The sequence below is a fragment of the Gammaproteobacteria bacterium genome (assembly GCA_041395445.1).
Classification (GTDB): Bacteria; Pseudomonadota; Gammaproteobacteria; order Xanthomonadales; family Marinicellaceae; genus NORP309.
In genome coordinates this window covers 355,719-381,256 of the sequence record JAWLAO010000002.1, presented here as the reverse complement: position 1 = coordinate 381,256, position 25,538 = coordinate 355,719, and the positions used below count along the sequence as shown (strand labels likewise).

The window sequence follows — 25,538 nt, the reverse complement described above, 5'->3', positions numbered from 1 at the left end:
TACTATTTATCTAAAAACAAAGGCTACCAAACGAATTGCTTAGTAGCCTTGAAGTATTTTTCAATTGATTGCTATGAATCCAGCTTTTTACTGAGTTCTTGAGCCTTAGCAACTTGTTCTTCATTGCCTTCATCAAGAATTTCAACAAGCATTTGTTTCGCTCCTTCGATATCTCCCATTTCGAAATAAGCTTTTGCTAAATCCAGCTTGGTATCAATAGCATCATCGCCACCGATACCATCGAAATCAAGTCCTAAATCAAACTCGCCATCTTCATTATTTGTATCTTCAGATGCTTCTGAATCTTCTGTGTCTAAAGTCAACTCTTCGTTTTCTGAACTTTCAACGTCTTCTTCGTCTAACAAATCAAGTTTAACATCGGATAGATTGTCTTCTAAATTTTCGCTTGAAGATTCATCTGTATCACCTAAATCAAATTCAAAGTCACCTAAATCCAAATCACCAAATTCATCATCAGATTCTTCTTCAACGATTGTTCTCTCACCAGTATCAAAAGTCAAATCTTCCAGCTCTTCTTGGCTCTCTGCAACCTCTTCTAAAGTTTCTTCATCCGAATCAAGGTTGAACTCTAAGTCGTAGTTTTCACTGACTATTTCTTCTTCTGATGTTTCTTCAGTATCATCATCAACAGCATCTGTTGTTTCTGTACTTTCTTCATTATCAAAATCCAGACTATCTAAATCAAAGTCCAATGACAAATCATCTTCGGAATCAGTCTCAGATTCACTGTTCAAGTCATCAGAGTCATCAGAATCATCATCTAAACTGAAATCGTCAAAATTAAGTTCTTCTTGTTCATCAGATTCCAAGTCTTCAGATTCGCTTTCAAAATCAAATTCTTCTGACGTTTCATCTTCTTCGTTTTCTATTTCATCCGATTCATCGCTATCCTCATGAACATCGAAACTATCGAAATCCAAATCCTCTTCTGACATATCAACGTCATCAGACACTTTCTCATCGGCATCCAAGTCCAAATCATCCAAACCGGACAAATCTAAATCTGTTGCCTCCTCGCTTTCATCATCCATAACTGAAACTTCAGAATCATTTTCAAGTTCAGAAAATTCATCCGCTTTTTCTTCATCTACCGAGTCAAAGTTGTCAAAATCATCAAATTCATCATTCAATATTTGAGCTTCTTCAGCTGATAAGTCCTCTTCAACTTCTTTTCTTCCAATAGTATCGAGGAAATCACCTGAGTCTTCATCATCTTTGTTTCTTCCTTTAAAGAACAAGAAACCAAAAATAGCTAATAAAATTGCACCCAGACCAATCAAGCCTTCGTATTTATAATCCATGATTTTATCAAGAAATGATTTTTCTTGTCTAACTGGTTGCGACTGTACGTTTTGAGCATTATTAGTCGATGGTTGAGTATCGACACTTTCATCATTAACATCTGAAATCTGTAACGAGTCATCATTAGTGTCATTACTAGCTATATCAGTGTTTTCTGTGTCGCTCTCGCTAGTAGAGTCATCAGATAATTCGTCACTTGTTGTTTCATCTGTTAAGGTGTAACCCTCTGCATCTGTTGTTGCATCATCTTCACTTTGTTCAATTTCAGCATCAATTTCAGAATTCTCTGCATCTGTCAACGTGTTATCTGCTTGAGAATCTCCCCAAACATCATCAGATGTGTTAGTAGCATCTTCAACTTGCTTTTGCAATAATGCTAAATCGTCGTCCTTCAGAGATAATGCCAGCTCCTGATCTTTTACAATTTTTTCCAGCTCCTTTACTCTGTCTGACAATTCAAGATTTTCTTGAGTGGCGCTTGCCAACTCTTCTCTTGCCAGAGCCAAATCAGACAATGATTTTTCATATTGCTTTTGGAGAGCATTGCTGCCTGATGTATTTCCGGAATTTCCCGACTCTGATTGTCTCGGAGGAACTAACTCAATGCCGTAATCTTTGTCTGAACCTGAATCGCCGGTTTGATAATCATTTTCTGTTTGTAAACGCGAAAAACTAGCCGTTTGTGATTTGACTTGAGACAAGGCTTCTGATTTTGAAATCATTGTGACTTCATCAGCATCCGGAATATCAAGAACAGCTCCTTTACGCAATTGATTCATATCATTGTTATTAAATGCAGCTGGATTGTTGTTAAAAATCGCAACCATCATTTGTTGAGGCGAACCATATCCGCTATTGTGTTGATTCGCTATTCTCCATAAAGTGTCACCGGCTTCAACGGTGACTTTTTTACTTCCCATACTTGATGAGTTGTAAGAACTTTCTGAGTTTGAACTTGATGTTTGAGGTGTTGGAGAAATCGTTGTTTGAGTTGAGCTAGTAGAAGTTGGGGATTCACCTTCGTCAAAACTTTGATTTTGTTGATAGGTATTTGTTTGAACCGGTTGAGAATAATTTTGTTCAATCTGAGTATTATTGAATAATGGTGGATCCAATAAAACAGTGTACTCTCTCAACAAATGCCCATTCGCCCAGTCAACAGATAACAACAATGAAATAATCGGCTCACTAACCGGTCCTTCAGATGACAAGCTGATAAATTTATTACCATCTTCTTCTAAAACTTCAATTTTGATATTTGCAGGAACATAAGATTTGTCTAAATCAACTCTTTCATAATCTTCAGATGTCGCTAAACCAACTTTTATACCGCTTAAATCTTCAGTACTGTCGGCAACCAGAGGAATTTTTCCATCCAAGACCTCATCTAAAGCTGAGTTAACCTGCAAATTCCCTAACCCCAGTGCATTAACTTGCAACGAAGCCAATATACTTGCAGGAAGAATTAATTTTCTAAAAGTCTTATTCATTTATGTCTCCAAACATCCCAATGAAGTTATTCAATTCAAATATGACAACAATATTAACCAAATCTTATGAACAATCCAATAATTTATATTAAAAAAATAGTCTAAGTTACTAAATAAGCTGCATTTTTATCATTTCTTCAGCTATTTGCACGCTATTTAATGCAGCCCCTTTGCGAATATTATCGGACACAATCCAAAGGTTGATACCGTTCTCTATGGATATATCTTTTCGGATTCTACCCACATACACAGGGTCGTTACCTGCACAATTCACTTTGGGTGTTGGAAATTCCATCTTTTCAGGATTATCCAACAATTCAACTCCCGGTGCTGATTTTAAAAGTTGTTTGACTTTCTCAACTGTGATGGGTTTAACGGTTTCGATATGAACGGCTTCAGAATGTCCGTAAAAAACCGGAACACGAACACAAGTTGGGTTAACCAGAATGTTTTTATCAAGAATTTTCTGAGTTTCCCATATCATTTTCATTTCTTCTTTAGTGTAACCATTGTCCTGAAACTGATCAATTTGTGGAATCACATTAAAGGCAATGTCTTTACTAAAAACTTTTGGCTTTAATTCCTGAAAATTAAATAACGAAGTTGTTTGCTTTGAAAGTTCATCAATTCCTTGTTGCCCGGCTCCTGAAACTGATTGATAAGTCGCAACATTAATTCTTGAAATTGTCGCCTCACGGTGAATCGGAGCTAAAGCAACCAGCATCTGAATCGTTGAGCAATTTGGGTTAGCAATGATATTTCTGGGCTTAAAGTTTTTTAATTGTTCAGGGTTAACTTCAGGAACGACTAATGGAATATCTTCTTCTCTACGAAAAAACGAAGTGTTATCAATCACAACACAACCAGAGTTTCCGGCTTTAGGTGCATAAACTGACGAAACAGATGCTCCGGCTGAAAATAGTGCAATATCTGCTTTTGAAAAGTCAAACTCGGACAAATCCTGAACTTTCAATTTTTTATTACCGAAAAGTACTGATTTATTAACACTGTTAGCACTCGCCAAAGCATAAACATTCTCTACAGGAAATTTTCTTTCATGAAGTATTGAAAGCATCACACTACCAACAGCACCGGTCGCTCCCACAACAGCTACATTATATTTTTTCATAAGCTAATTAATATTTTCCACAAATTGCATTGTGCCTTAAAATATGATCCATAATCACCAAAGCAAGCATTGCCTCAACAATCGGAACAGCACGAATTCCCACACAAGGATCATGTCTGCCCTTGGTGACAACAGTTGCTGAATTACCATTGATATCAATAGTCTGTGCAGGAATTCTTAAACTGGAAGTGGGTTTAAACGCCACATGAGCCAATACATCCTGACCACTGCTGATTCCACCTAAGATTCCTCCGGCATGATTGGATTGAAACTCACTTTCAACAATTTCATCTCGATGAACCGAGCCTTTTTGACTCACCGAATTAAAACCGGCTCCAATTTCAACACCTTTAGTGGCATTGACGCTCATCATTGCCAAGGCGATTTCTGCATCGAGTTTTCCATAAACAGGTTCTCCCAAGCCAACAGGAACATTCGTTGCCTGAACCGAAATTTTTGCACCAACAGAATCACCAGATTTACGCAATTCATCCATGTAGCCTTCTAATTGTTGAATTTGAGATTGATTCGGGCAAAAGAAAGGGTTGTTATTTGTTTCTGATAAATTCTCCATATTGACTTCAATGTCACCTATCTGCGAAAGCCAACCGGTAATTTCAATATTAAATTTCAATTTCAGCCACTTTTTTGCCAATGCTCCGGCTGCGACTCGCATAGTTGTTTCCCGAGCCGAAGAACGTCCACCACCTCGATAATCACGAATTCCGTATTTGTGATGATAGGTGTAATCCGCATGGCCGGGACGGAATAAGTCTTTGATATCGCTGTAATCTTTTGAGCGCGCATCGGTATTTTCAATCAACAAAGCAATCGGCATTCCGGTTGTTTTACCCTCAAAAACTCCAGAGACAATTTTCACATCGTCTTTTTCCTTACGCTGTGAAGTGTGTCTGGAACGACCTGTTGCCCGGCGAATCAATTCTAGCTTAATTTCCTCTTCGGAAATTTCCATATTGGGTGGAAATCCATCGATCACGCAACCAATCATTGGCCCGTGACTCTCGCCAAATGTGGTAACGGTTAGTAATTTTCCGAATGAATTATAAGACATTTTGCTGTTGGATAAATTTTGAAAACACAGGCTGGTATTCTAACAATTTTTCTCGGCTAAATACACAAACACCCTCACCTCCGTTCAAAAACTCAATCCATTCGAAATCAATTTCAGGAAAAGTATCATTCAAAAGCTCGTCACTATAACCAACTTCAAGGAATAACAAACCATCTTCGGTCAGATAGTCCGCCGCCCGTAACAGAATTCTCACAGGAATATCCAATCCGCTATTTTCACTCACCAATCCCAGTTTGGGCTCGGCAAAATATTCTTGCGGAAGTTCTGCAAATTCATCATTACTGACATAGGGCGGATTCGTCACAATCAAATCATATTTGCCGGTGATATTTTCAAACAAATCAGAATGAATCGCTTTGACTTGGTTTTCCAAATTGTATTTCTTAATATTTTCATCAGCTAATTGAAGAGCTTCCATGCTAATATCAGAAATATCAACTTTCATGTTTTCCATAAAAATGGACATGCTGATGCCAATACAACCACTTCCGGTGCACAAATCCAATGCTGTACATGACTGATTTTCTTTGCTAAACCAAGGTTTAAATTGATTTTGAATGAGCTCGGCAATGGGTGAGCGAGGAACCAAAGCCCTTTCATCAACTTTGAATTCCATCCCACAAAACCAAGCCTTTTTTATGATATAGGCCAATGGCTTTCTTTGAGAAATTCGCTGATAACAAATTTGTTCGGCTTGATTGACAATAGTCTCAGAAACGTCAGAACTCCCGCTATTTAACACCTCGCTTGTAGATTCATTAAACAAATGCATCAAAATCATCATCGCTTCATCTTCCGCATCAATCGCCGAATGTCCAAAGAACAAGTCGGTGGATGAAAGTTCTTCTACAAGATGAATAAATAGCTGTTCTTTTGTCACCAGGTCTGTAAGTTTTGCAAAAAAAACGTACAATGCCTATTGTTTTTACATTAGTCAAATATTTTATGAGCGATTCTCAAAATAGTAACAAATTAATTCTACCAGTGTTTGCATTAATAGCAGCAATTGCCGGTTTGTTTGCTTCTATATATTATTTCGATGACGAAGACGAAATTAAATACACTACTTTGAAGTTATATCCCTCGCCAAAAGCGATTTCAGGTTTTGAGTTAACAAATCAAAACAATGAAAAGATAACCGAAAACAGTTTTGCAGATGAATGGACGCTGATATTCTTTGGCTATACCCATTGTCCGGATGTTTGCCCAACCACATTGACAGAATTGCAAAAAACATTTAAGTTGCTGAAATCAGAGAAAAAACCAAAGGTTTTATTCGTATCGGTTGACCCTGAAAGGGACAATCCTGAACTTTTAAAGAACTACATCACATTCTTCAACGAAGATTTTAATGCAGCAACTTCAGACGAAGATAATATTCATAAGATTGCTACGCAAATTGGGGTGGCTTATTACATTGCTGATCATGAAAAAGGCGACCTCAATTATATTGTCGATCATACCGCTGCGATATTTCTAATTAATCCGCAAAAGAAATTGCACGGAATTTTCAGCTCACCGCATGAAGCTAATGCCATTGCAACTGATTTGGATAAATTATTGTCTGCTGAATCATGAAAACTGCAATTTACACCTTTTTCCAATATATATTACCGCATCGGTTTTTGTCAAAAATCGTGCATAAAATCATGCGAATTGAAAACCGTAAATTCAAAAATTTCGTTATCAAAAAGATTATCAAAGCCTATAACGTGAATTTATCGGAAGCCATTTCAGAAAATATTGATGACTATAAACATTTTAATGCATTCTTTACCCGTCAATTAAAACCCGAAGCTCGTACGGTTGATAAAGCCAATGACAGCTTGATTTCACCGGTTGATGGAGCAATCAGCCAATGTGGCAAAATTACAGACGGAAGAATTTTTCAAGCCAAAGGCTTTGATTACACCGTCAAAGAATTGCTGGCTTGTGGTGACGAGAAAGCCAAACTATTTACAGATGGAGAATTTGCAACCATCTATCTTTCCCCGAAAGACTATCACCGAATGCATGCTCCGATAGATTGTGATGTTAAAAAAACTGTTCATGTTCCAGGCAGACTTTTTAGTGTTGCTAACTGGACAGCGGAAAGCATCCCCAGACTTTTTGCCCGCAATGAAAGGTTGGTCTGCTATTTACAAACTGAAATTGGTGAGATCGCCTTTGTTTTGGTTGGAGCAATCTTTGTATCAAGCATGGAAACCGTTTTTAACGGAGTTGTCACACCACCTTATGCCAAAAAAGTTCAGGAAGTGCCACTCAACGAAAACACAAAATTGCAAAAAGGGGATGAACTGGGACGCTTCAACATGGGCTCAACAGTTATTATGTTGTTTCCAAAAAATTCCATCTCTTTTGAAAAGGAACTAAAAGCCGGTCAAACAGTCCAATTTGGTGAAAAAATAGCAACAATTTTAAAATAAACCATGATTCGACTTTTACTTGTTTCCATTTTATTTCCATTGACAATATTGGCTCAAACCAAATTCTTACCAACAAGAGACGATTTATTCCGTAAGGAAAAAGAAGAAATTCAAGCACCGGAACTCAAATCTTTCGCCGAAGCAACGAAATGGGCAGATATAGTCGCAATTGCGCAGGTGGCCAATATCGAATATGAGCAACAAAGAAAAATCAATGTCAAAGGATATGGTTTTTTGGACATTCATGTGGGTTATAAAGGAACCACCAAAGGCGAAAAGATTGCCGTATTAGCACAAGGATTCGATGATAATGTTTGCTATTATCCGGACAGAGAAAATGAAGGACAACGCTTTTTGGTATTCTTAAAAAAAGCCCCTAACGAGCATGAAAATGTGTACTATGGCTTTAAACCTTATTGCCAGTTACAAATTCTTTTATCGGATTTAGGACATTATATTTTACGAACACCACTTGACAACCATGTCTTTGAAATTGATGAAAATTTAATTGAAGATCAAACATTTAAAGATCCTCATGCCAAAATTGATGCCACTTTATGGACAAGCACAAAAAGAGAGAAATTTGCCGAAGAATATAAATGCTCTATCATCGAATCCGAAGATGAGTTTAATAAATACTTTCACCTGCGTTACACTCAAGGCGTACCGATTTACAACATCAGAAAACTCCTTAACCTGGAATACAAACCCCGAATCACCTCAGATCAGATTTAAAGTTATTAGCATAGCGTGACGTTGTCATGCTGAATGAAATTGATAAATTCAAAAAACTCGTCATTTCTGAAAAAGTTTAATATTTCGAGTTAGTGAACTAAAAAACGTCATTTTGAGTGAACGAAGTGAATCGAGAAATCCTTTATGAGATTTCTCCATGCGCTTCTCTTAGTCGAGATGACGTGGAGTTATTTGGCTTGATCGAGATTGTAAAAGTTTAATATTTCCTATTCATCAATTTTTAAAACACTTTCATTAATGACAGCAACTTTTACCTGCTTTTCGGTGGTTTTTAGATTATAATGTTGCACCAAAAATATACATTAACACTGGATTGATAATTTCTTCTCTATCAATCATCAACCGGAGAAAATAACCGTGACAAAAGTTGCATCTTTTAGTGTGGATTATGTCCAGCATTTGTCGCCGAGCGGTGAGCTGGTCGGAATAAATAAAACCGACCTCGCTACTGATTTCGACAAAATCAAATCACTTTATAAACTAATGGTAATGACAAGAATTTTCGATGCCAAAGCCATTTCACTACAAAGAACCGGAAAACTGGGAACTTATGCATCTAGCTTGGGGCATGAGGCGATTCATGTGGCAATCGGTGCTGCGATGAAATACGAAGATGTATTTGCACCTATGTATCGTGAGTACGGCGCACAATTTTATCGGGGTGTCAAAATGTCAGAAGTTTTGCTTTATTGGGGTGGTGACGAGCGTGGAAGTAATTTTTCCGGTCCGGCTCATGATTTTCCCTGGTGTGTGCCAATTGCTACTCAAAACATGCACGCAGCAGGAGCTGCTTTAGCATTCAAACTGCGCAAAGAGCCACGCTGTGCTGTGACTGTAATTGGTGATGGTGGAAGTTCCAAAGGTGATTTTCTGGAATCTATCAATGCAGCCAGTGCATTTAAATTACCGATGGTTTTGGTGATTGTGAATAATGGCTGGGCGATTTCAGTTCCCAGAAAGAAACAAAGTAGCGGTCAGACTTTGGCACAAAAAGGAATCGCCGGCGGATTGCCGAGTATTCAGGTTGATGGTAATGATTTATTTGCCGTTCATGAAGTAATGAGCAAAGCATTGGAAAGAGCCAGAAACGGAGGTGGAGCAACTGTTATCGAAGCAATTACTTATCGTTTGAGCGATCACACAACAGCAGATGATGCAAGTCGTTACAGACCGAAAGAAGAAGTGGAAAACGCTCGTAAATTTGAGCCTATTTTAAGACTCAGACAATACTTGATGAATCAAAACCAATGGAGTGTGCAACAGGAAAACAACCTGATTGAAGAGTGTAAAGCTAAAGTTGAGGAAGCTGTTCAAGAATATCTCAATGCTCCTAAACCTGAAATTACAGACATTTTTGATTACATGTATGCAGAATTGCCACAGGATTTGCAAGAACAAAGAAAATACGCACAGGAGTTAGAAAACAATGGCTAAAATTACATTAGTAGAAGCAGTCACAATGGCTTTGGCTCATGAACTTGAGCATGATAAAAGCGTTGTAGTTCTTGGTGAAGACGTTGGAATCAACGGAGGTGTTTTCAGAGCAACATCCGGTTTGGCTGAAAGATTTGGTGAAGATAGAGTGATTGATACTCCTTTAGCTGAAGCTATGATTGCCGGTTTAACAGTCGGAATGGCGACACAAGGCATGAAGCCGGTCGCCGAAGCTCAATTTATGGGATTTATTTTCCCGATGGTCGAGCAAATTGTCTGTCATGCAGCCCGTTTCCGTAACAGAACCCGTGGTCGTTTAACTTGTCCCTTAGTGATTCGTGCTCCATTTGGTGGCGGAATTCATGCACCGGAACACCACTCTGAAAGCGTGGAAGCAATATTTGCACATATTCCGGGGATTCGTGTGGTTATTCCATCATCTCCTTCAAGAGCTTATGGTCTGCTATTGGCTGCTATCAGAGATCCTGATCCGGTTATTTTCCTTGAGCCAAAACGTATTTATCGTTTGAATAAGGAAGAAGTGATTGATGATGGTGAGGAATTACCATTGGATATGTGTTTCGAGTTGAAAGAAGGAACTGACATCACATTGGTGACTTGGGGTTCAATGGTTAAAGAAACGATGGAGGCCGCATCCATTTTGGAACAACAAGGTATTTCCGCTGAGGTGATTGATGTTGCAACTGTCAGCCCGATTGATATGGAAACCATTCATGAATCCGTTAAAAAGACTGGACGTTGCGTAATTATTCAGGAAGCTGCAAGACATTGTAGCGTTGGTTCAGAAATTGCCGCCAGTTTAGCGGAAAATGGTTTATACTCTTTGATGGCTCCTGTTAAAAGGGTTGCAGGTTACGATGTAATCATGCCACTTTTCAAAATGGAGAAAAAATATATGCCTTCAGTCGAAAGAATACTGAAAGCTGTTAATGAAGTGATGGAGGTATCATGAAAATTTTTAATTTACCGGACTTGGGTGAAGGTTTGCCGGATGCTGAAATTGTCGAATGGCACGTTAAAGAAGGCGATGTTGTAAAAGAAGATCAACCGATGGTTTCAATGGAAACTGCCAAAGCGGTTGTTGATGTTCCCTGCCCTTTTTCTGGCAGAATTACCAAATTACACGGAAATCCGGGTGATGTGATTGACACAGGAGCGCCTTTGGTTGAGTTTGATGGTGAAAGTTCTGATTCTGAATCCGTTGTGACTCAAGCTGCAACTGCAAGCGTCAAAGAAGAAGCCTCAAAACTGAAAGAAGAAATCAACGAATTGATTGATGAGTTGGATTCCGATGATACATTTCCAAAGTCTAAAGCGGAAGTGAGTTCAGGCAATGACAGCGGTACCGTTGTCGGTGAGATGGAATCTTCCGATGAAGTTGTCAGCGACATTTCTACAGTTGGAAATGTAAAAATTGCTCCGGCTGTTAAAGCACTTGCAAAAAAACTGAAAGTCGATTTGAATGATGTTGTTGCCACAGGTGCCGGCGGAGTGATTCGTCCAAGTGACATTCGTTTAGCACATGAACAAGGTTCAACTGCTGCTAAACCGACACCAGCTCCGGTTAGTGTGCCAAAAATGAGTGAACCCAAAACAGTTACTCCTGCTCCTGCAAGACCTCAGCCACCGGCTCCGATTCAAAAAGTTGAAGTGACCGGCGAATGGGAACAGGTTAAAGGCACTCGTCGCACAATGGCAAGAATCATGGCTGACTCTCATGCTCAAATTGTACCGACAACCATAATGGATGATGCCGACATTTACAAATGGTTACCGGGTGAAGACATTACTGCAAGGCTTATTCGTGCAATCGTTGCCGGTGTTGAGGCTGAACCGGCTTTGAATTCATGGTTTGACGGTGAAAAACTGGCAAGAAGACTGATTTCTCACGTGGATATTGGAATTGCCGTTGACACCCCTGATGGTCTTTTTGTGCCAACCATGCGCAACTGTGAGAAAAGAGATGCCGCACAGGTTCGTCAGGGTATGAATACCATCAAAGAACAAGTCAAATCTCGCAGTATTCCTCCACAGGATATGAAAGATTTCACAATCATGTTATCGAACTTCGGTGTTTTTGCCGGTCGCTATGCGACACCGGTAATCACGCCACCATGTGTTGCTATTATTGCAGCCGGTAAATTATTGCAGGAAGTGGTTCCTGTGTTGGGTGGTTTTGAAGTTCACCGTATGATTCCTTTGTCTTTGACATTTGATCACCGTGCTGTCACCGGTGGCGAGGCCGCTCGCTTCCTTGCAGCAGTTATAAAAGATTTAAACAAAAGTAAGTAAAATATGAAAATAGAAGATAAAAATGTCGTAAGCATTAAGTATGTATTAACAGATAGTGAAAATAATGTCATTGATAAATCAGAAGACGGTAAATTCAGCTTTTTGATTGGTGCTCAGAATATTATTCCGGGTCTTGAAAATGCTTTGATGAGCAAAGCGGTTGGCGATAAATTTGATGTCAGCATTCCACCGGCAGAAGCCTACGGAGAATATAACAAGGATTTGGTTCATAAAGTTCCAAGAACTCAATTCCCTGCTGATGTTGAAATTGAAGTTGGTATGCAATTTCAAGGACAAACAGCCGATGGTCAAATGACCATTGTGAAAGTGGCAGAAGTTGCTGATGACCATATATTTGTTGATAACAATCATCCGCTTGCCGGAGTTCAACTCAATTTTGCAGTCGAAGTGACAAACATTCGTGAAGCCACAGATACTGAAATTGAGCACGGACATGTTCATGGTGAAGGTGGACATCATCACTAGATTTTAAAAATAGTCACATTTATAAGCCGGAATCAGCAATAATTCCGGCTTTTTATTAGCAGTTACTAATATTTCAATATTTCTCTTGTCAATTTCACCACAATACTATTATTAAATCCCGAAGTGTTAATCATCTGACACTCCAAAATTCTCTCCAATCAATATCAGGAAAAGAAAATGACAGAAGAAACGAGTTACATTTTGAACACATTCTTGTTTATTTTTTCAGGAATTCTTGTGATGTGGATGGCAGCCGGCTTTTCCATGCTTGAAGCCGGGCTCACTCGCACAAAAAACAATTCAACCATACTTCTAAAAAATATCTCTTTATTTTCAATCAGTTGCATTATGTTTTACATTGTGGGTTATGACATCATGTATGCAGATGGCTCTTCATTTATGGGTTATGGTTACTTAATGAGCCATCTTAGTGATGATAAACATTCCGGTATGAGTGACTTTTTCTTTCAGGTTATGTTTGTTGCAACGGCTTCCTCGGTCATTTCAGGAACAATTGCTGAACGTATGAAACTTTGGCCATTTTTAATTTTTGTCATTATTCTAAGCGGAATCATTTATCCGATTCAAGGGCATTGGACTTGGGGTGAGACTCTAACCGGTGAAGGTGGAATATTACAAGGTTTCAGTGATTTTGCCGGTTCAACCATTGTTCATAGTGTCGGTGGCTGGGCAGCTTTAGCCGGTGTTTTGCTACTCGGAGCCAGAAAAGGAAAGTATTCCAGGAATGGTCAAGTCAGACCTATTCCCGGTTCTTCGATGCCTTTGGCAACACTTGGTACGTTTATTCTGTGGATGGGGTGGTTTGGTTTTAATGGCGGATCACAATTATCAATGGATTCAAAAACTGACATTAACGCTATTGCAACTGTCGTAGTTAATACCAATATGGCAGCAGTTTTCGGTGGATTTATAGCAGCGTTATTGACACAGATTATGTACAAAAAAGTGGATCTTACCATGGTTTTAAACGGAATTCTTGCAGGATTGGTTTCAGTGACTGCCGCTCCGAATCAATCACCGGAATATTCCGCCATTGTTGGAATTATAGGTGGCATTTTGATTGTTTTCGCCGTTCCATTTTTTGATAAACTCAAAATTGACGACCCGGTTGGTGCCTTATCCGTCCATCTTGTTTGCGGAATTTGGGGAACAATCGCTGTCGGATTTACCTCAGCATCAACAATTTTAGCTCAATTGAAAGGTGTATTATTGATTGGTGTATTTGTGTTTGCCTTGTCTTTCTTGTTCTGGTTTATCCTCAAAATCACAATGGGCTTAAGAGTCAGTGAAGAGGAAGAAATTGAAGGTCTGGACATCAGCGAATGCGGACTTGTCGCCTATCCTGAGTTTAAACAGAATTAGAATAATTTAAGATTTTGCTTCCCTATACAACTCGCGACCAATCAGCATCAGGCGGATTTCATTGGTTCCGGCGCCGATGTCATAGAGTTTGGCATCTCTAAGTAAACGACCAGTCGGGTTTTCGTTGATATAACCATTGCCACCCAAAACTTGAATTGCTTCCAAGGCAACATCTACGGCATTTCTTGAAGCAAATGATAAGCATGCAGCAGGGTCTAAACGGGATTCAACTTTTCTATCATAATTTTGAGCAATACCATAAGCGAAATATTTGCTTGATTGCAATTTGGTATACATTTCGCCAATTTTTGCCTGCATTAAACCGAATTGTCCCAAATGTTTTCCAAACTGACTGCGTTGAGCCGTGTAAGGAACAGCAATATCCAATGCTGCTTGCATGATTCCAATCGGACCACCGGATAAAACCAATCTTTCGGTATTCAAACCACTCATGAGGATTCGCACGCCTTGGTTCACTTCACCTAAAACATTTTCCTGAGGAATCACGCAATTATCAAAAACCAATTCGCAAGTGTTTGAGCCTCGCATTCCCAGTTTATCGAGTTTCTGAGCGGTGCTGAATCCCGGCATATTTTTTTCGATAATAAATGCTGTCATGCATTTGGAACCGGCTGATTTATCCGCTGTTCGCATATAAACCAATAAAACATCAGCATCGGGACCATTGGTAATCCACATTTTATTACCATTGGCAATCCAATTGTTACCGTCAAATTCCGCTTTACAAGACATAGAGCCGACCACATCCGAGCCGGCTCCGGGTTCACTCATCGCTAAAGCACCAACATATTCACCGGAACAAAGTTTGGCGATGTATTTTTGGCGTTGGGCTTCATTCGCGTGTTTATAAAGGTTATTCAGACATAAATTTGAGTGAGCTCCGTAGGACAACCCTACAGATGCAGATGCTTTGGAAATCTCTTCCATGACAATCAAATGAGCCAGATAGCCCATTTCTGAACCGCCGTATTCAGCCGGTATTGTCATTCCATGAAGTCCGAGTTCCCCCATTTTTTGCCACAAATCCGCAGGAAAAGCATTTTCCTCATCTATTTTTTCAGCACGGGGAGCTATTTCCTGCTCAGCAAAACTTCTGACTGTATCTCTTAGCAGTTCTAAATCTTCACCCAAATAAATATCTGTATGCATCAGTTTTCTCTTAGCTACCGTTATTTCTCACTCTTCCGGAGAAATTCACTTTCTTTTGGTTCATATAAGGTTGTTTGATTTTACCCATAGCAGCAATTCTCTCTTCACCCATACGATCAGCAGCTTTCCATGTCGGAATATTATCACGCTCAGCAATTTTGAAGATATTCATGATGTTATAATAAATATTTCGAGTCATTCTTAATGCTCTTTCACGATTATAACCTTCCAACTCGATAGATACATTCATCAAACCACCGGCGTTAACCGCATAATCAGGAGCATAAATGATGCCACGTTTTTCGAGTTCATCACCGTGTCTGGTTTCAGCTAATTGGTTATTAGCGCTTCCGCAAACAATATCAAATTTGAATTTATCAATTGTTTTATCGTTAACTGTTGCACCCAATGCACAAGGACAATAAACATCAGCATCGACTTCGTAGATTTCATCCAAACCAACAACTTCGCAGCCGTATTGTTCTTCACAGATTTTTAATGCTTCCTGATTCACATCTGTCACAAACATTTTGCCGCCTTCGGCATGAATCAGTTTGACCAATTCGATTCCAACATGTCCAACACCTTGAATAGCATAAGAATAATCGCCGATATTTTGGTTGCCGTGTTTTTTCTCTAAACTGGCTTTGATACTTTGTAAAGTTCCCAAAGCGGTAAATGGTGATGGGTCACCGGAACCTCCGTGCATTTGATGAACACCAACCACGTTTTCAGTTTCCTGAAATACATATTCCATATCATTCACGTCAATTCCAACATCTTCGGCTGTGATATAACGACCACCCAATGAATCAATAAAACGACCAAATGAACGGAATAATGTTTCTGATTTGTCTGTTTTCGGATCGCCGATGATAATGGATTTACCACCGCCCAGGTTCAAACCGGAAACCGCAGCTTTATACGTCATGCCTCTGGACAGACGCAGAACATCCGTCAAAGCCTGTTCTTCAGTCGCATAAGGATACATTCTCAGACCGCCGAGAGCTGGTCCTAAAATGGTGTTATGAATTGCAATAATAGCCTTCAAACCGGCATCTTTGTTATGACAAAAGATGACTTCTTCGTGTTCAGTTTTGTCAATAGTTTCAAATATGTTCATAATATTCTCGATTTTTTAATTAAATAAATTTTTGCCTTCACTCCAGGGTGCAGTGAAGAATAGTTCTGTTTGTTCATTGCTGATTTCGGCAACTGAGTTGACAGTCCATTGAGGGTTACCATCTTTATCAACCAACAATGCACGAATGCCTTCCTGCAAATCAGGATTCATCGCACAACGTGTGGACATGATAAATTCCATTTCAAAAACTTCTTTTAAACTCAAATATTTAGCTCTTATAATCTGCTCATCAACCAGTTTATAAGTCACCGGACAGCCTTTCAGAAACGCTTTTTGTGTTAATTCTAACCACTTTGTTTTGGGTTGCATTTCTTTGAGTTCTTTAACAGATTTTTCCAAATCACAATGTCTGAACAAATATTGAATTTGCTTATAATTTTCTTGCAAATTACTCAATGGAGTATCATCTCTGCTAAAGTCCATCAAACTTTCCAGAGCATTTTGAATATCGCAATTTGGATTTTTCCAATCCACTTCGGATAATTCAGTAATAAATTCGTCTTTGTATTCATCCAACACAAAAAAGTCAGCTAATTTGCAATAAATTGCATCAGAGGCATTCATTCGCGCACCGGTTATTCCCAAAAACATTCCGATGTTTGCCGGCATTCGGTTAAAAAACCAGGAAGCCGCTACATCCGGATAAAGACCAATGGTGACTTCAGGCATTGCCAACATGGATTTTTCTGTCACAATTCTATGAGAACATGCCGACATTACGCCAATTCCGCCACCCATTACAATTCCGTTGCCCCAGGCAATGACAGGTTTTGGAAAAATATGCAAACGATAATCCTGATGATATTCCTTACGAAAGAACTCCATTGCCATTTGCGGAATTTCACCTTCGGCTGTTTCTTTCATCGAATTGTAAAGTCCAATAACATCACCACCGGCACAAAAGGCTTTTTCGGAATTGGAATCAATAAACACCGCTTTGATATTTTGGTTGTTCTCGCATTCATCAAGTGCATTTTGTATCGCATCAATCATCTCGATATTTAAAGCATTCAGAGATTTGGGGTTATTCAGAGTAATTCTGCCAATATTACCGTATTTTCCTTCAATCTGAGAAAACTGAATCAAATCGGACATTATTGAATCACCTCTGTAGCCCCTTCGACCAGAATTTTTCTGGAAATTATCAAACGCATGATTTCATTCGTTCCTTCCAAAATACGATGAACGCGCGAATCTCTGACATATCTTTCCAATGGATATTCTTTGATATATCCATAACCACCATGTAGCTGCAAGGCTTCATCACAAACATTGAAACAAGTGTCTGTGGCATATCTTTTTGCCATTGCACAATAAGCACCGGCATTGGCATCTTTGTTATCCAATTTAAAAGCAGCCAGACGCACCATTTGGCGAGATGAAATCAAGTCTGTCAACATGTCCGAAATTTTAAATTGCAAGGCTTGAAACGATGCCAGAGTTTTGCCAAATTGCTTTCGTTCCAGCATATATTTCTGAGCTTGATTCAGAGCCGCTTGAGCTGTTCCTAATGAACACGAAGCGATATTGATTCTTCCGCCATCAAGACCTTTCATGGCAAATTTAAACCCTTCACCTTCTTCACCAATGAGGTAGGACTTTGGAATTCTCACATTTTCAAATGTAATCAAACGAGTCGGTTGCGAATTCCAACCCATTTTGCTTTCTTTTTTATCGTAAATGATTCCATCCAGATTTGCTGGAACCAGAAAACAGGAAACGCCTTTAGGACCGGCTTCACCGGTGCGTGCCATCAAAACCAAAACATCCGTCGAACCGGCACCGGAAATAAATGTTTTACTGCCATTGAGAACGTATTCATCTCCATCCGTTTTTGCTGTGGTTTTCATGGAACCGGCATCAGATCCCGAACCCGGTTCTGTTAAGCAATAGGATGCCAACAATTCACCCGATGTTAGTTTTGGTCCCCATTCTGATGCCAAAGATTCATCGGCAAAACTGGTAACCATCCATGCACACATGTTATGAATTGTCATAAATGCTGTTGTAGAAGTGCAATATTGTGACATTTCCTCAAAGATAATGGAGCTATCCAGACGTGATAACCCTAAACCACCGTATTTTTCGGGTGAATAAAGCCCCAAGAAACCCAACTCTCCGGTTTTCTTGATAACATCGACAGGAAAATGTGCTTCTTCGTCCCATTGAGCAGCATAAGGTGCCATTTCTTTTTCAGCAAATTCCTTAGCCGCTTGCTTAAAAGCCAATTGATCTTCTGTAAAATCAAAATTCATAGTGTCCCCTTGTTGTAACTAATTTGCAGCCGGTTGATATAATTATTTTTCTAGCCCGACTGCAATTGTGATTTAACGTAAGTTTATAGATAAATTCGGTGCGTGATGTCCATCCGGGATATCACTTTCAAACCAGCGTGAAGTAATTGTTTTTGTTTCGGTATAAAACTTCACCGCTTGCTTACCATAAGCATGTTGATCTCCATAAAAAGACTTTCTCCAACCAGTGAAAGAGAAAAATGGTAATGGCACAGGAATCGGAATATTCACGCCAACCTGACCCACTTTTATTTCGTGCTGGAATTTTCTCGCTGCGGCTCCTGAATTTGTAAAAATTGAAGTGCCGTTTCCATAAGGATTGTCATTAATCATCTGAATTGCATCTTCAATTGATTCTGCATGTAATAAACAGAGCACCGGTCCAAAGATTTCGGTTTTATAGACAGACATATTTACTGTTACGTCAGTGAATAATGTAGGACCGACAAAATTCCCATTCTCAAAACCTTCTACCTGACAATTACGACCATCTAATAATAAAGTCGCACCTTCTTCAATGCCTTTGCTAATTAAGCCTTCAACTCTTTGTTTGGCTTGTGGTGAAATCAAAGGGCCATAGGCTGATGTTTCATTTCTCCAGTAATTCGGCTTCAGTTTTTCCATAGCAGCTTTAATATCATCCTGCCAGTCTTTGGCTTCACCAACTAAGACACAAACTGAGATACCCATACAACGTTGTCCGGCTGCTCCGCAAGCTGCTCCGACAATTCCATTGACAACCTGGTTTTTATTGGCATCCGGCATAACAACCAAATGGTTTTTTGCACCGGTGAAAGCCTGAACTCTTTTCAAGTGATCTGTTCCGGTTTTATAAATATGTTCACCCACACCGACAGAACCAACAAAAGAAATCGCTTCAACGTCAGGATGAGTAATCAACTGATTGACCTGATCCTTTCCGCCATGAACTACTTGTAAAACTTCTCTTGGGAAACCGGCTTCATAGAATAATTCAGCAAGCAACATTGGAGATTTAGGATCTTGCTCGGATGGTTTTAACACAAAAGCATTTCCACACACCACAGCCAAAGGAAACATCCATAAAGGAATCATTGCCGGGAAATTAAATGGTGTAATACCGACACAGACACCCAAAGGTTGGGTAATCGAATAAGTATCAATACCACCGGCAACATTCTCAACATATTCACCCATCATCAATGAAGGTGCATTTGCTGCATGCTCAACAACTTCTATTCCACGCCAGATATCACCTTTGGCATCTTCAAATGTTTTCCCGGTTTCTTCGGCTAAAACTTCTGCCAATCTGTCGTGATTTTCTTTGAGTAGTTGTTGATATTTTAATATCATTCGAGCTCTGACGGGAACAGGGGTGTCTTTCCATGTTTCAAATGCTTTTTTGGCAGAAGCAACAGCCGATTCTATTTCATTTGTTGTTGCCATTGGAACCTGATACAAAACTTCCTGATTTGCCGGATTGGTAACATCCATCCATTGATTTGAAGCACTCACGACCTCTTTTCCATCAATATACATATTGATTTTTTCTAACATGAGATTTGTCCCCTAATTGTATTTGTTAATGAGTTTGCGTGTCTGTCAATCTATCGAACGATATGAGGCACTGAAATTTTCGCGTTGCATTATATCATTTTCTTAACTATTAGCCTAAAACAATATGTGTTTTGGAGACTAATGTGACAAAAGTTTGACAGAAAATTTAACTCTGAAAGCCTAACAATTTAAAAATACCAGAGAAGAATCATCCAGTTGTTTTTTCTGTGTTTTCCAATGTGGATTAATTTCTTCCTGAAGCTGATAAAAAGCCTTGCTGTGGTTTTGCTGAATTAAATGACACAACTCATGCAATATGACATAGTCAATGACTTCAGGAACGGCTTTTATCAGATGCACATTGAATGTGATTTCGCTTCTTGAATTACAACTTCCCCAACGAGACTTCATCATTCGCACACGTATATTTTTGATTTTAGGAAAGTCGAATTTTTGTCTGAGAGTCTCAGCCCTTTTTGAGAAGTATTCGAGAGCATGTTGTCGATACCATTTTTTGAGTAACGATTTAATAGATGCCTCTTTTCTATAATTGACCACCAGCTCTTTATCAGTCAGTATGACATCATCTTTATTGTCTTGTTGGGTTTTCAAGTGATAGGAGTTGCCTAAAAACCAGAATTTTTCTCCATTTTTGTATTGATATTCTTTTGGAGAATTTTGGTACTTAGCTTTTTGTTGGTTTTGTTTAATCCAACTATATTTTGATTCTAAAAAATTATAAATCACATGACTTGAAGTCATAAATGGTGCATTGACCTGCAAATGATTTCTACAGAGAATTTTAACACTAATACTATGTCTTCTTTTCTTCGAGCGAACCAACAGACAAGAAAATGCTTCTCCGTTGAGAATTACTTTTTCTTCAGATTTTTTTATTAATTTATAACCGGCGACCATGCTGGTTCTCTGATATGACCATTTGAGACCAATAGTTGATTTTTAGTTGCTCCATCTAAAGATGTCGAAATCAAAATCCCCTGCCCTTTATTATTCTTGGTTGCATATAATATCATGTTATTATTTGGAGCAAAAGTCGGAGTTTCATCCAACGGGCCATTACTGATGATTTGTGAGGTTTCGGACTCGTTATGTCTCAATGCAATGCGATAGTCATTTGCATTGCCCTGAACATAACAAAGGTAAGCCGAATCTGCTGAAAAACTACCGCCGGCATTATAGTCTCCTTCAAAAGTTAATCTCTTTGGAGTCTTTGTTGCCAAATCAATTTGGTAAAGATTAGGTTTTCCGCCTCTGTCTGAAGTAAAAATCAAACTTTGTCCGTCCGGTGCCCAAGTGGCTCCGGTATCAATTGCCCAGCTATTGGTTATTTTTTCCAATTGTTTGGTGTAAATATCCATGATATAAATTTCAGGATTACCGGATTTCGACAACGTGAGAGCCAAATGTTTACCATCAGGTGAGAATGCCGGACCGCTGTTAATTCCTTTGTAACTACTCATTAATTCACGTTTTCCGGTAGCTAGATTCTGTATATAAATGGCAGAGTTTCCTTTTTCAAATGAAACATAAACCAATTTATCACCTCTCGGAGACCATTTCGGAGATAACAAAGGCTGCGAAGATGTTGCCAACGCTTGAGAGTTCTTACCATCAGCATCTGCGACCAGCAATTGATACTCCATTTTACCATCAACATTTGTCGCTGTGACATAGGCAATCTTCGTTGAGAATATCCCTTTAATACCTGTGATTTCTTCATAAATTTTATCGGCAATATAGTGCGCCCCGGCTCTTAAATCTCCGCTGTGAACCGGCAAACTTAGAGATAAAATCTGCTTTTGATCCAACACAGAGAATAATTTAACTGAAACCTCATATCTACCCGGAGCGGATGATAAAACCGAACCAATCGTCAAGTAATCTGCTCCAAGCATCTTCCAAGTTGGAAACTTTATCTGACTGGCGTATCTTGGATTTTCAATCAACTGTTCTTTTTCAAGTGTACGAAATTGCCCCGTCAATTTAAGATCATCAGAAATAACATTCGCAAGATTCACACTTTGAGTATTGTTGTCAAATGGTAAAATCGCAATTTCATAAGCACCCACGCCAGGTTGAGTGATTCGAAACTCAACATCAGCATTTATAATTGAGGAAAAAATAATTAGGGCGATAAAAATGACCTGTTTTTTCATTAAACTTCCTGATTTAAGATTTTGCATATTTAAGAATGTTTGTTATTATAACCAAATAGAGCAGAACATCACAAAAAAGTTCATAATCAAAAGATATATTACATAGTCCAAGGGTAAATTTAGTTCACAGATGAAAATTAGACGATCAGAAAAAAGGGATCTGGTTCAGCTGACCATTCTATTTAATAAGTATAGAATGTTTTACAACAAACCATCGGATCTGGAAGGTTGCAAAGTTTTTATTAAGCGTCGTTTAGACAATAATGACTCCTGTTTTTTTGTAGCTACAGTAAAGTCTCAACTCATTGGTTTTGTTCAGCTTTACAGTAGTTTCTCATCCGTAGAAATGGAAAAACTCTATATTTTGAATGACTTATTTGTACTTGAACAGTTCCGCCACAAAGGTGTTGCTGATAAACTGATGCAAAGAGCTGAAGAATTCGCAAATAACAATCAGGCTTGTCGTCTGGTTCTTGAAACCCACAAAAAGAACAAAATCGCTCAAATGTTATATATTAAAAGAGGCTGGGAAATGGATGCCGAACACTACTTTTACAATTTTAAATGCTAAGCCGATTAGTCATCAATTTCTTTAGAAAATCTGAAACTTATAAAAGATAGTATCGTCGAGATAAATATCACACTAAACATCGGTATTGGGGTTCCGTTATGCAGAAAAGACAGACCCAAACCAATAATCGCGCCAAATGTAAATTGTGAAGCTCCATTCACTGCATTTGCAGTTCCGCTGGTCATTGGAAAATTCTTCATATAACATGCCATATTATTAGGAGCGATAATTCCGAAAGAACCAATTATCAACATCAATAAAGCAACAACTAAATACAAATTATGGAATTGAAATATTGCAGAACTTAACAGAATAAGCGCTGCTGTATTTTGAATGAACAAACCGATTCTTAAAATTTTTCTGGGCGTTAATTTATCCAATAAAAAATGGTTCAAACGATTAAATATCATCATACACACAATATTCATCCCAAATAACCATGCAAATCCACTTTCCGTCACCGAAAAATAATCAATATACAAAAATGAAATTTCTGTTAAGAATGCAAACAATGCAGAAGCAACAAAACTTCCACAGAGCAAAAACGGCAACGCATTGCGATTTGTAATGATTGACCAGTAATTTTTAATAACTTGAACAGGCGGTAGATGCTGATAGCCACCAACCCTTCTCAGTCGTTTCGTTTCTGGAACAAACAACATTATCATAAAGATTTGCACAAAAGAATAAATGGACAACAATACGAAAATTGATTGCCAATTAAAATACGCAAGCAGGATTGAGCCAATTGTCGGGGCAATCAACGGTGCCAACATCATGATAAAACCCATGAGCGTGAAGATTTTTGCCGCATGTTTGCCGTCATATAAATCCCGAACTACAGCCGCACAGATAACCAACCCAAAACCACCACCAAATGCTTGTAGAAAGCGCAGTGCCCAAAACTGTTCAATAGATTCGCTTAAAATGATAGCAACGCTTGCCAAAAAAAAGATAAATAAGCCGAAACTGCCTATTTTTCTACGACCATAATTATCTGAAATGGGACCACCTATAATTTGACCCAAAGCGAAACCAATCAAATAAATTGGAATTGAAAGTTCAATAAAATTGATAGGAACATTAAAAGACTTTGCCATCGTTGGCATCGTTGGCAAATAAGTATCAATCGCAAAAGGTGAAAGTGCGACTATTACAGCAAGAAGCGGTGCCAGTTTCTTTGCCGGATAGTGTGTTCTAAATACATTAAGATAGCGTTCGTACATAAACACACCATGAGATAAAAATCAATTGAAGGTTTTATTCAGGACAACGAATTATTCAAATACGCTGTACAGGTTATTCATCACGGTATCAGCTAAAAAGGATTTTGGAAGATCACTGTCAGCTTTACTAAATTTCACACTCGTCAAACTACCACTTTGAGTGCATGATAATTTATATTCACCTGAATAATCGGATTGAAAATCACCTCTGCTAAACATTCTTTTGAAAAATCCGGCTTCTGATCTTTCTTTAGCTGCCTGATCAAAATAATACAAACTCACTTCACAATCATCCGCATCGGAATCCATTACAGACCAATTTTCCAGTTCAAAATCAGCCATAACATCAAACATTACATCTTTATCCGTTGCTACGGTGAGAACAGCATAACCATCCTGATTATCAATTTTTAATATACCACTTTCAGACTGTCTTTTCCTAATCGGCATTTCCGGAGGAGCATCTGAAACCGATGCTGATGAGCTTTCAGCTGAAGGAACAGATAGTGTTGAAGTCGTATTGGGTGTATCCAAACCCGTCGGAATTTGAAGTTTTTCAGCAGATTGAGCATCTAAATAAGGTTCTTTCAAATGAATAAACCTGCATCCGTTTACAGTAACAACAACCAACAACAGTAACAATATTCTCATAGTTTTTTTATATTTAAATCGTTTAAATTCTTAATTCTTTCTCGATGCTCGCCACTTCGGCTTTAACACCTGTCAAACCGGATTTCAACCACATTAATGGCAATCGAATTCCCTGCTTTATCATTCCGGCTTGATGAAGTAGGTACTTCACAGGTATCGGATTGGGCTGATATGATAACATCTCAAAGAGTTTTTCAAGACTAGTATTTAATTTTTTTGCCGAAATAACGTCTCCCAATGCCATCAAATTACAAATTTGCTTTACCGAAACCGGTCTGACATTGCTAGCAACACTAATAACTCCACAAGCACCCTGCTCCATAGCATTCAAAAAGGTATCATCATTACCTGACAAAATTGCAAAATCTTTCTGCAATAGCTTTGTCAATTCAACAAACCGGTTCTCAGCAGAAGAGGCTTCTTTAATACCGATAATTTTTTCATGCTTCGCCAATTTGGCGGTTGTAGCCGGTAACATATCATTTTGAGTTCGTGAAGGTACATTGTATAAAATAATTGGTAAATCAGATACTTCGGCTATTTTCATAAAATGCTGATACAAACCTTCCTGAGTGGTTCGAATGTAATAAGGCGTGACTATCAACAATGCATCCGCACCATGACGAGCAGCAACACGATTTCGCTCAATCACTTTATCAGGAGAAATCGCACCGGTTTGAGCAATCACTTTGGTATTAGTGCTTTTGCAAGATTCAATTGCTATAGTCAATAATTGTTCAAACTCTTCATCATTCAACAATGCGGATTCTCCGGTGGTTCCGGCAACAACTATACCATTGATTTCAGCATCTATTTGACTTTGAACTAATTTCTGCCATTGGATGTAATCCACCTGACCATCCTCGTGCATTGGAGTCGCCAAAGCCGTCATACAACCATATAAATCTTTTGCAGTTAAATTGGACATTTCATCAA

The 25,538-nt window shown here is 38.7% G+C and carries 23 protein-coding genes; 9 read left to right on the top strand and 14 right to left on the bottom strand.

The features are described 5' to 3' along the window. Positions 1–71: 71 nt before the first annotated feature. The 4 genes from R3F25_05075 to prmB form a co-directional block, all read right to left on the bottom strand. Positions 72–2,813 (bottom strand): FimV/HubP family polar landmark protein, encoded by a 2,742-nt coding sequence (locus tag R3F25_05075; protein MEZ5496186.1) that lies wholly within the window; start codon positions 2,811–2,813, stop codon positions 72–74. Between the two features lie 109 nt (positions 2,814–2,922). After that, on the bottom strand, positions 2,923–3,942 hold the full coding sequence (locus R3F25_05070) for an aspartate-semialdehyde dehydrogenase (GenBank protein ID MEZ5496185.1): 1,020 nt from the start codon (positions 3,940–3,942) through the stop codon (positions 2,923–2,925). Positions 3,943–3,949: 7 nt separating this feature from the next. Continuing rightward, on the bottom strand, positions 3,950–5,014 hold the full coding sequence (gene aroC / locus R3F25_05065) for a chorismate synthase (protein ID MEZ5496184.1): 1,065 nt from the start codon (positions 5,012–5,014) through the stop codon (positions 3,950–3,952). Beyond that, the gene (gene prmB, locus R3F25_05060; protein MEZ5496183.1) at positions 5,004–5,915 is read right to left on the bottom strand and encodes a 50S ribosomal protein L3 N(5)-glutamine methyltransferase; all 912 of its coding nucleotides are present in this window, start codon (positions 5,913–5,915) and stop codon (positions 5,004–5,006) included. Before prmB ends, aroC begins: the two co-directional genes overlap by 11 nt. 65 nt (positions 5,916–5,980) lie before the next feature. Here prmB and R3F25_05055 point away from each other — a divergent pair, with 65 nt between their 5' ends. From R3F25_05055 to R3F25_05020, 8 genes are all read left to right on the top strand, one after another. Then, the gene (locus tag R3F25_05055; GenBank protein ID MEZ5496182.1) at positions 5,981–6,613 is read left to right on the top strand and encodes an SCO family protein; all 633 of its coding nucleotides are present in this window, start codon (positions 5,981–5,983) and stop codon (positions 6,611–6,613) included. After that, the gene (gene asd / locus R3F25_05050) at positions 6,610–7,461 is read left to right on the top strand and encodes an archaetidylserine decarboxylase (GenBank protein MEZ5496181.1); all 852 of its coding nucleotides are present in this window, start codon (positions 6,610–6,612) and stop codon (positions 7,459–7,461) included. Before R3F25_05055 ends, asd begins: the two co-directional genes overlap by 4 nt. A 3-nt stretch (positions 7,462–7,464) precedes the next feature. Next, positions 7,465–8,196, top strand: coding sequence for a hypothetical protein (locus tag R3F25_05045; protein ID MEZ5496180.1), 732 nt, complete (start codon positions 7,465–7,467; stop codon positions 8,194–8,196). Between the two features lie 378 nt (positions 8,197–8,574). Then, complete coding sequence (gene pdhA / locus R3F25_05040; GenBank protein MEZ5496179.1) at positions 8,575–9,651, top strand: pyruvate dehydrogenase (acetyl-transferring) E1 component subunit alpha; 1,077 nt, start codon at positions 8,575–8,577, stop codon at positions 9,649–9,651. Further along, complete coding sequence (locus tag R3F25_05035) at positions 9,644–10,624, top strand: alpha-ketoacid dehydrogenase subunit beta (GenBank protein ID MEZ5496178.1); 981 nt, start codon at positions 9,644–9,646, stop codon at positions 10,622–10,624. Before pdhA ends, R3F25_05035 begins: the two co-directional genes overlap by 8 nt. Further along, complete coding sequence (locus tag R3F25_05030) at positions 10,621–11,964, top strand: dihydrolipoamide acetyltransferase family protein (GenBank protein ID MEZ5496177.1); 1,344 nt, start codon at positions 10,621–10,623, stop codon at positions 11,962–11,964. Before R3F25_05035 ends, R3F25_05030 begins: the two co-directional genes overlap by 4 nt. Positions 11,965–11,967: 3 nt before the next feature. Beyond that, a complete protein-coding gene (locus R3F25_05025) occupies positions 11,968–12,450 on the top strand; it encodes a peptidylprolyl isomerase (GenBank protein MEZ5496176.1) in 483 nt (160 codons plus the stop codon). 177 nt (positions 12,451–12,627) lie between these two features. Next, on the top strand, positions 12,628–13,833 hold the full coding sequence (locus tag R3F25_05020; GenBank protein ID MEZ5496175.1) for an ammonium transporter: 1,206 nt from the start codon (positions 12,628–12,630) through the stop codon (positions 13,831–13,833). A gap of 6 nt (positions 13,834–13,839) precedes the next feature. Here R3F25_05020 and R3F25_05015 read toward each other — a convergent pair whose 3' ends face one another. The 7 genes from R3F25_05015 to tolB form a co-directional block, all read right to left on the bottom strand. Next, the gene (locus tag R3F25_05015) at positions 13,840–15,003 is read right to left on the bottom strand and encodes an acyl-CoA dehydrogenase family protein (GenBank protein MEZ5496174.1); all 1,164 of its coding nucleotides are present in this window, start codon (positions 15,001–15,003) and stop codon (positions 13,840–13,842) included. Between the two features lie 10 nt (positions 15,004–15,013). Next, the gene (locus R3F25_05010) at positions 15,014–16,126 is read right to left on the bottom strand and encodes a Glu/Leu/Phe/Val dehydrogenase (GenBank protein ID MEZ5496173.1); all 1,113 of its coding nucleotides are present in this window, start codon (positions 16,124–16,126) and stop codon (positions 15,014–15,016) included. A gap of 15 nt (positions 16,127–16,141) precedes the next feature. Further along, the gene (locus tag R3F25_05005) at positions 16,142–17,242 is read right to left on the bottom strand and encodes an enoyl-CoA hydratase/isomerase family protein (protein MEZ5496172.1); all 1,101 of its coding nucleotides are present in this window, start codon (positions 17,240–17,242) and stop codon (positions 16,142–16,144) included. After that, positions 17,242–18,402, bottom strand: a complete 1,161-nt coding sequence (locus tag R3F25_05000; GenBank protein MEZ5496171.1) for an acyl-CoA dehydrogenase family protein — start codon at positions 18,400–18,402, stop codon at positions 17,242–17,244. Before R3F25_05000 ends, R3F25_05005 begins: the two co-directional genes overlap by 1 nt. A gap of 72 nt (positions 18,403–18,474) precedes the next feature. After that, a complete protein-coding gene (locus R3F25_04995; protein ID MEZ5496170.1) occupies positions 18,475–19,977 on the bottom strand; it encodes a CoA-acylating methylmalonate-semialdehyde dehydrogenase in 1,503 nt (500 codons plus the stop codon). Positions 19,978–20,157: 180 nt separating this feature from the next. Continuing rightward, positions 20,158–20,895: a SprT family zinc-dependent metalloprotease gene (locus R3F25_04990; protein ID MEZ5496169.1), complete on the bottom strand. Its 738-nt coding sequence runs from the start codon at positions 20,893–20,895 to the stop codon at positions 20,158–20,160. After that, complete coding sequence (gene tolB, locus R3F25_04985) at positions 20,874–22,154, bottom strand: Tol-Pal system beta propeller repeat protein TolB (GenBank protein MEZ5496168.1); 1,281 nt, start codon at positions 22,152–22,154, stop codon at positions 20,874–20,876. The genes R3F25_04990 and tolB overlap by 22 nt, the downstream gene beginning before the upstream one ends. A 130-nt stretch (positions 22,155–22,284) precedes the next feature. On the opposite strand from tolB, the gene R3F25_04980 reads away from it, so the two are divergent. Next, the gene (locus R3F25_04980; GenBank protein MEZ5496167.1) at positions 22,285–22,725 is read left to right on the top strand and encodes a GNAT family N-acetyltransferase; all 441 of its coding nucleotides are present in this window, start codon (positions 22,285–22,287) and stop codon (positions 22,723–22,725) included. A gap of 5 nt (positions 22,726–22,730) precedes the next feature. Here the strand turns inward: R3F25_04980 and R3F25_04975 are convergent, their stop codons facing one another. From R3F25_04975 to dapA, 3 genes are read right to left on the bottom strand one after another with little or no spacing between them, the layout of a single operon-like run. Then, positions 22,731–23,951 (bottom strand): multidrug effflux MFS transporter, encoded by a 1,221-nt coding sequence (locus tag R3F25_04975; GenBank protein MEZ5496166.1) that lies wholly within the window; start codon positions 23,949–23,951, stop codon positions 22,731–22,733. 51 nt (positions 23,952–24,002) lie between these two features. Beyond that, complete coding sequence (locus R3F25_04970; protein MEZ5496165.1) at positions 24,003–24,602, bottom strand: hypothetical protein; 600 nt, start codon at positions 24,600–24,602, stop codon at positions 24,003–24,005. Positions 24,603–24,624: 22 nt separating this feature from the next. Then, the gene (dapA, locus tag R3F25_04965; protein ID MEZ5496164.1) at positions 24,625–25,530 is read right to left on the bottom strand and encodes a 4-hydroxy-tetrahydrodipicolinate synthase; all 906 of its coding nucleotides are present in this window, start codon (positions 25,528–25,530) and stop codon (positions 24,625–24,627) included. Positions 25,531–25,538 lie beyond the last annotated feature (8 nt).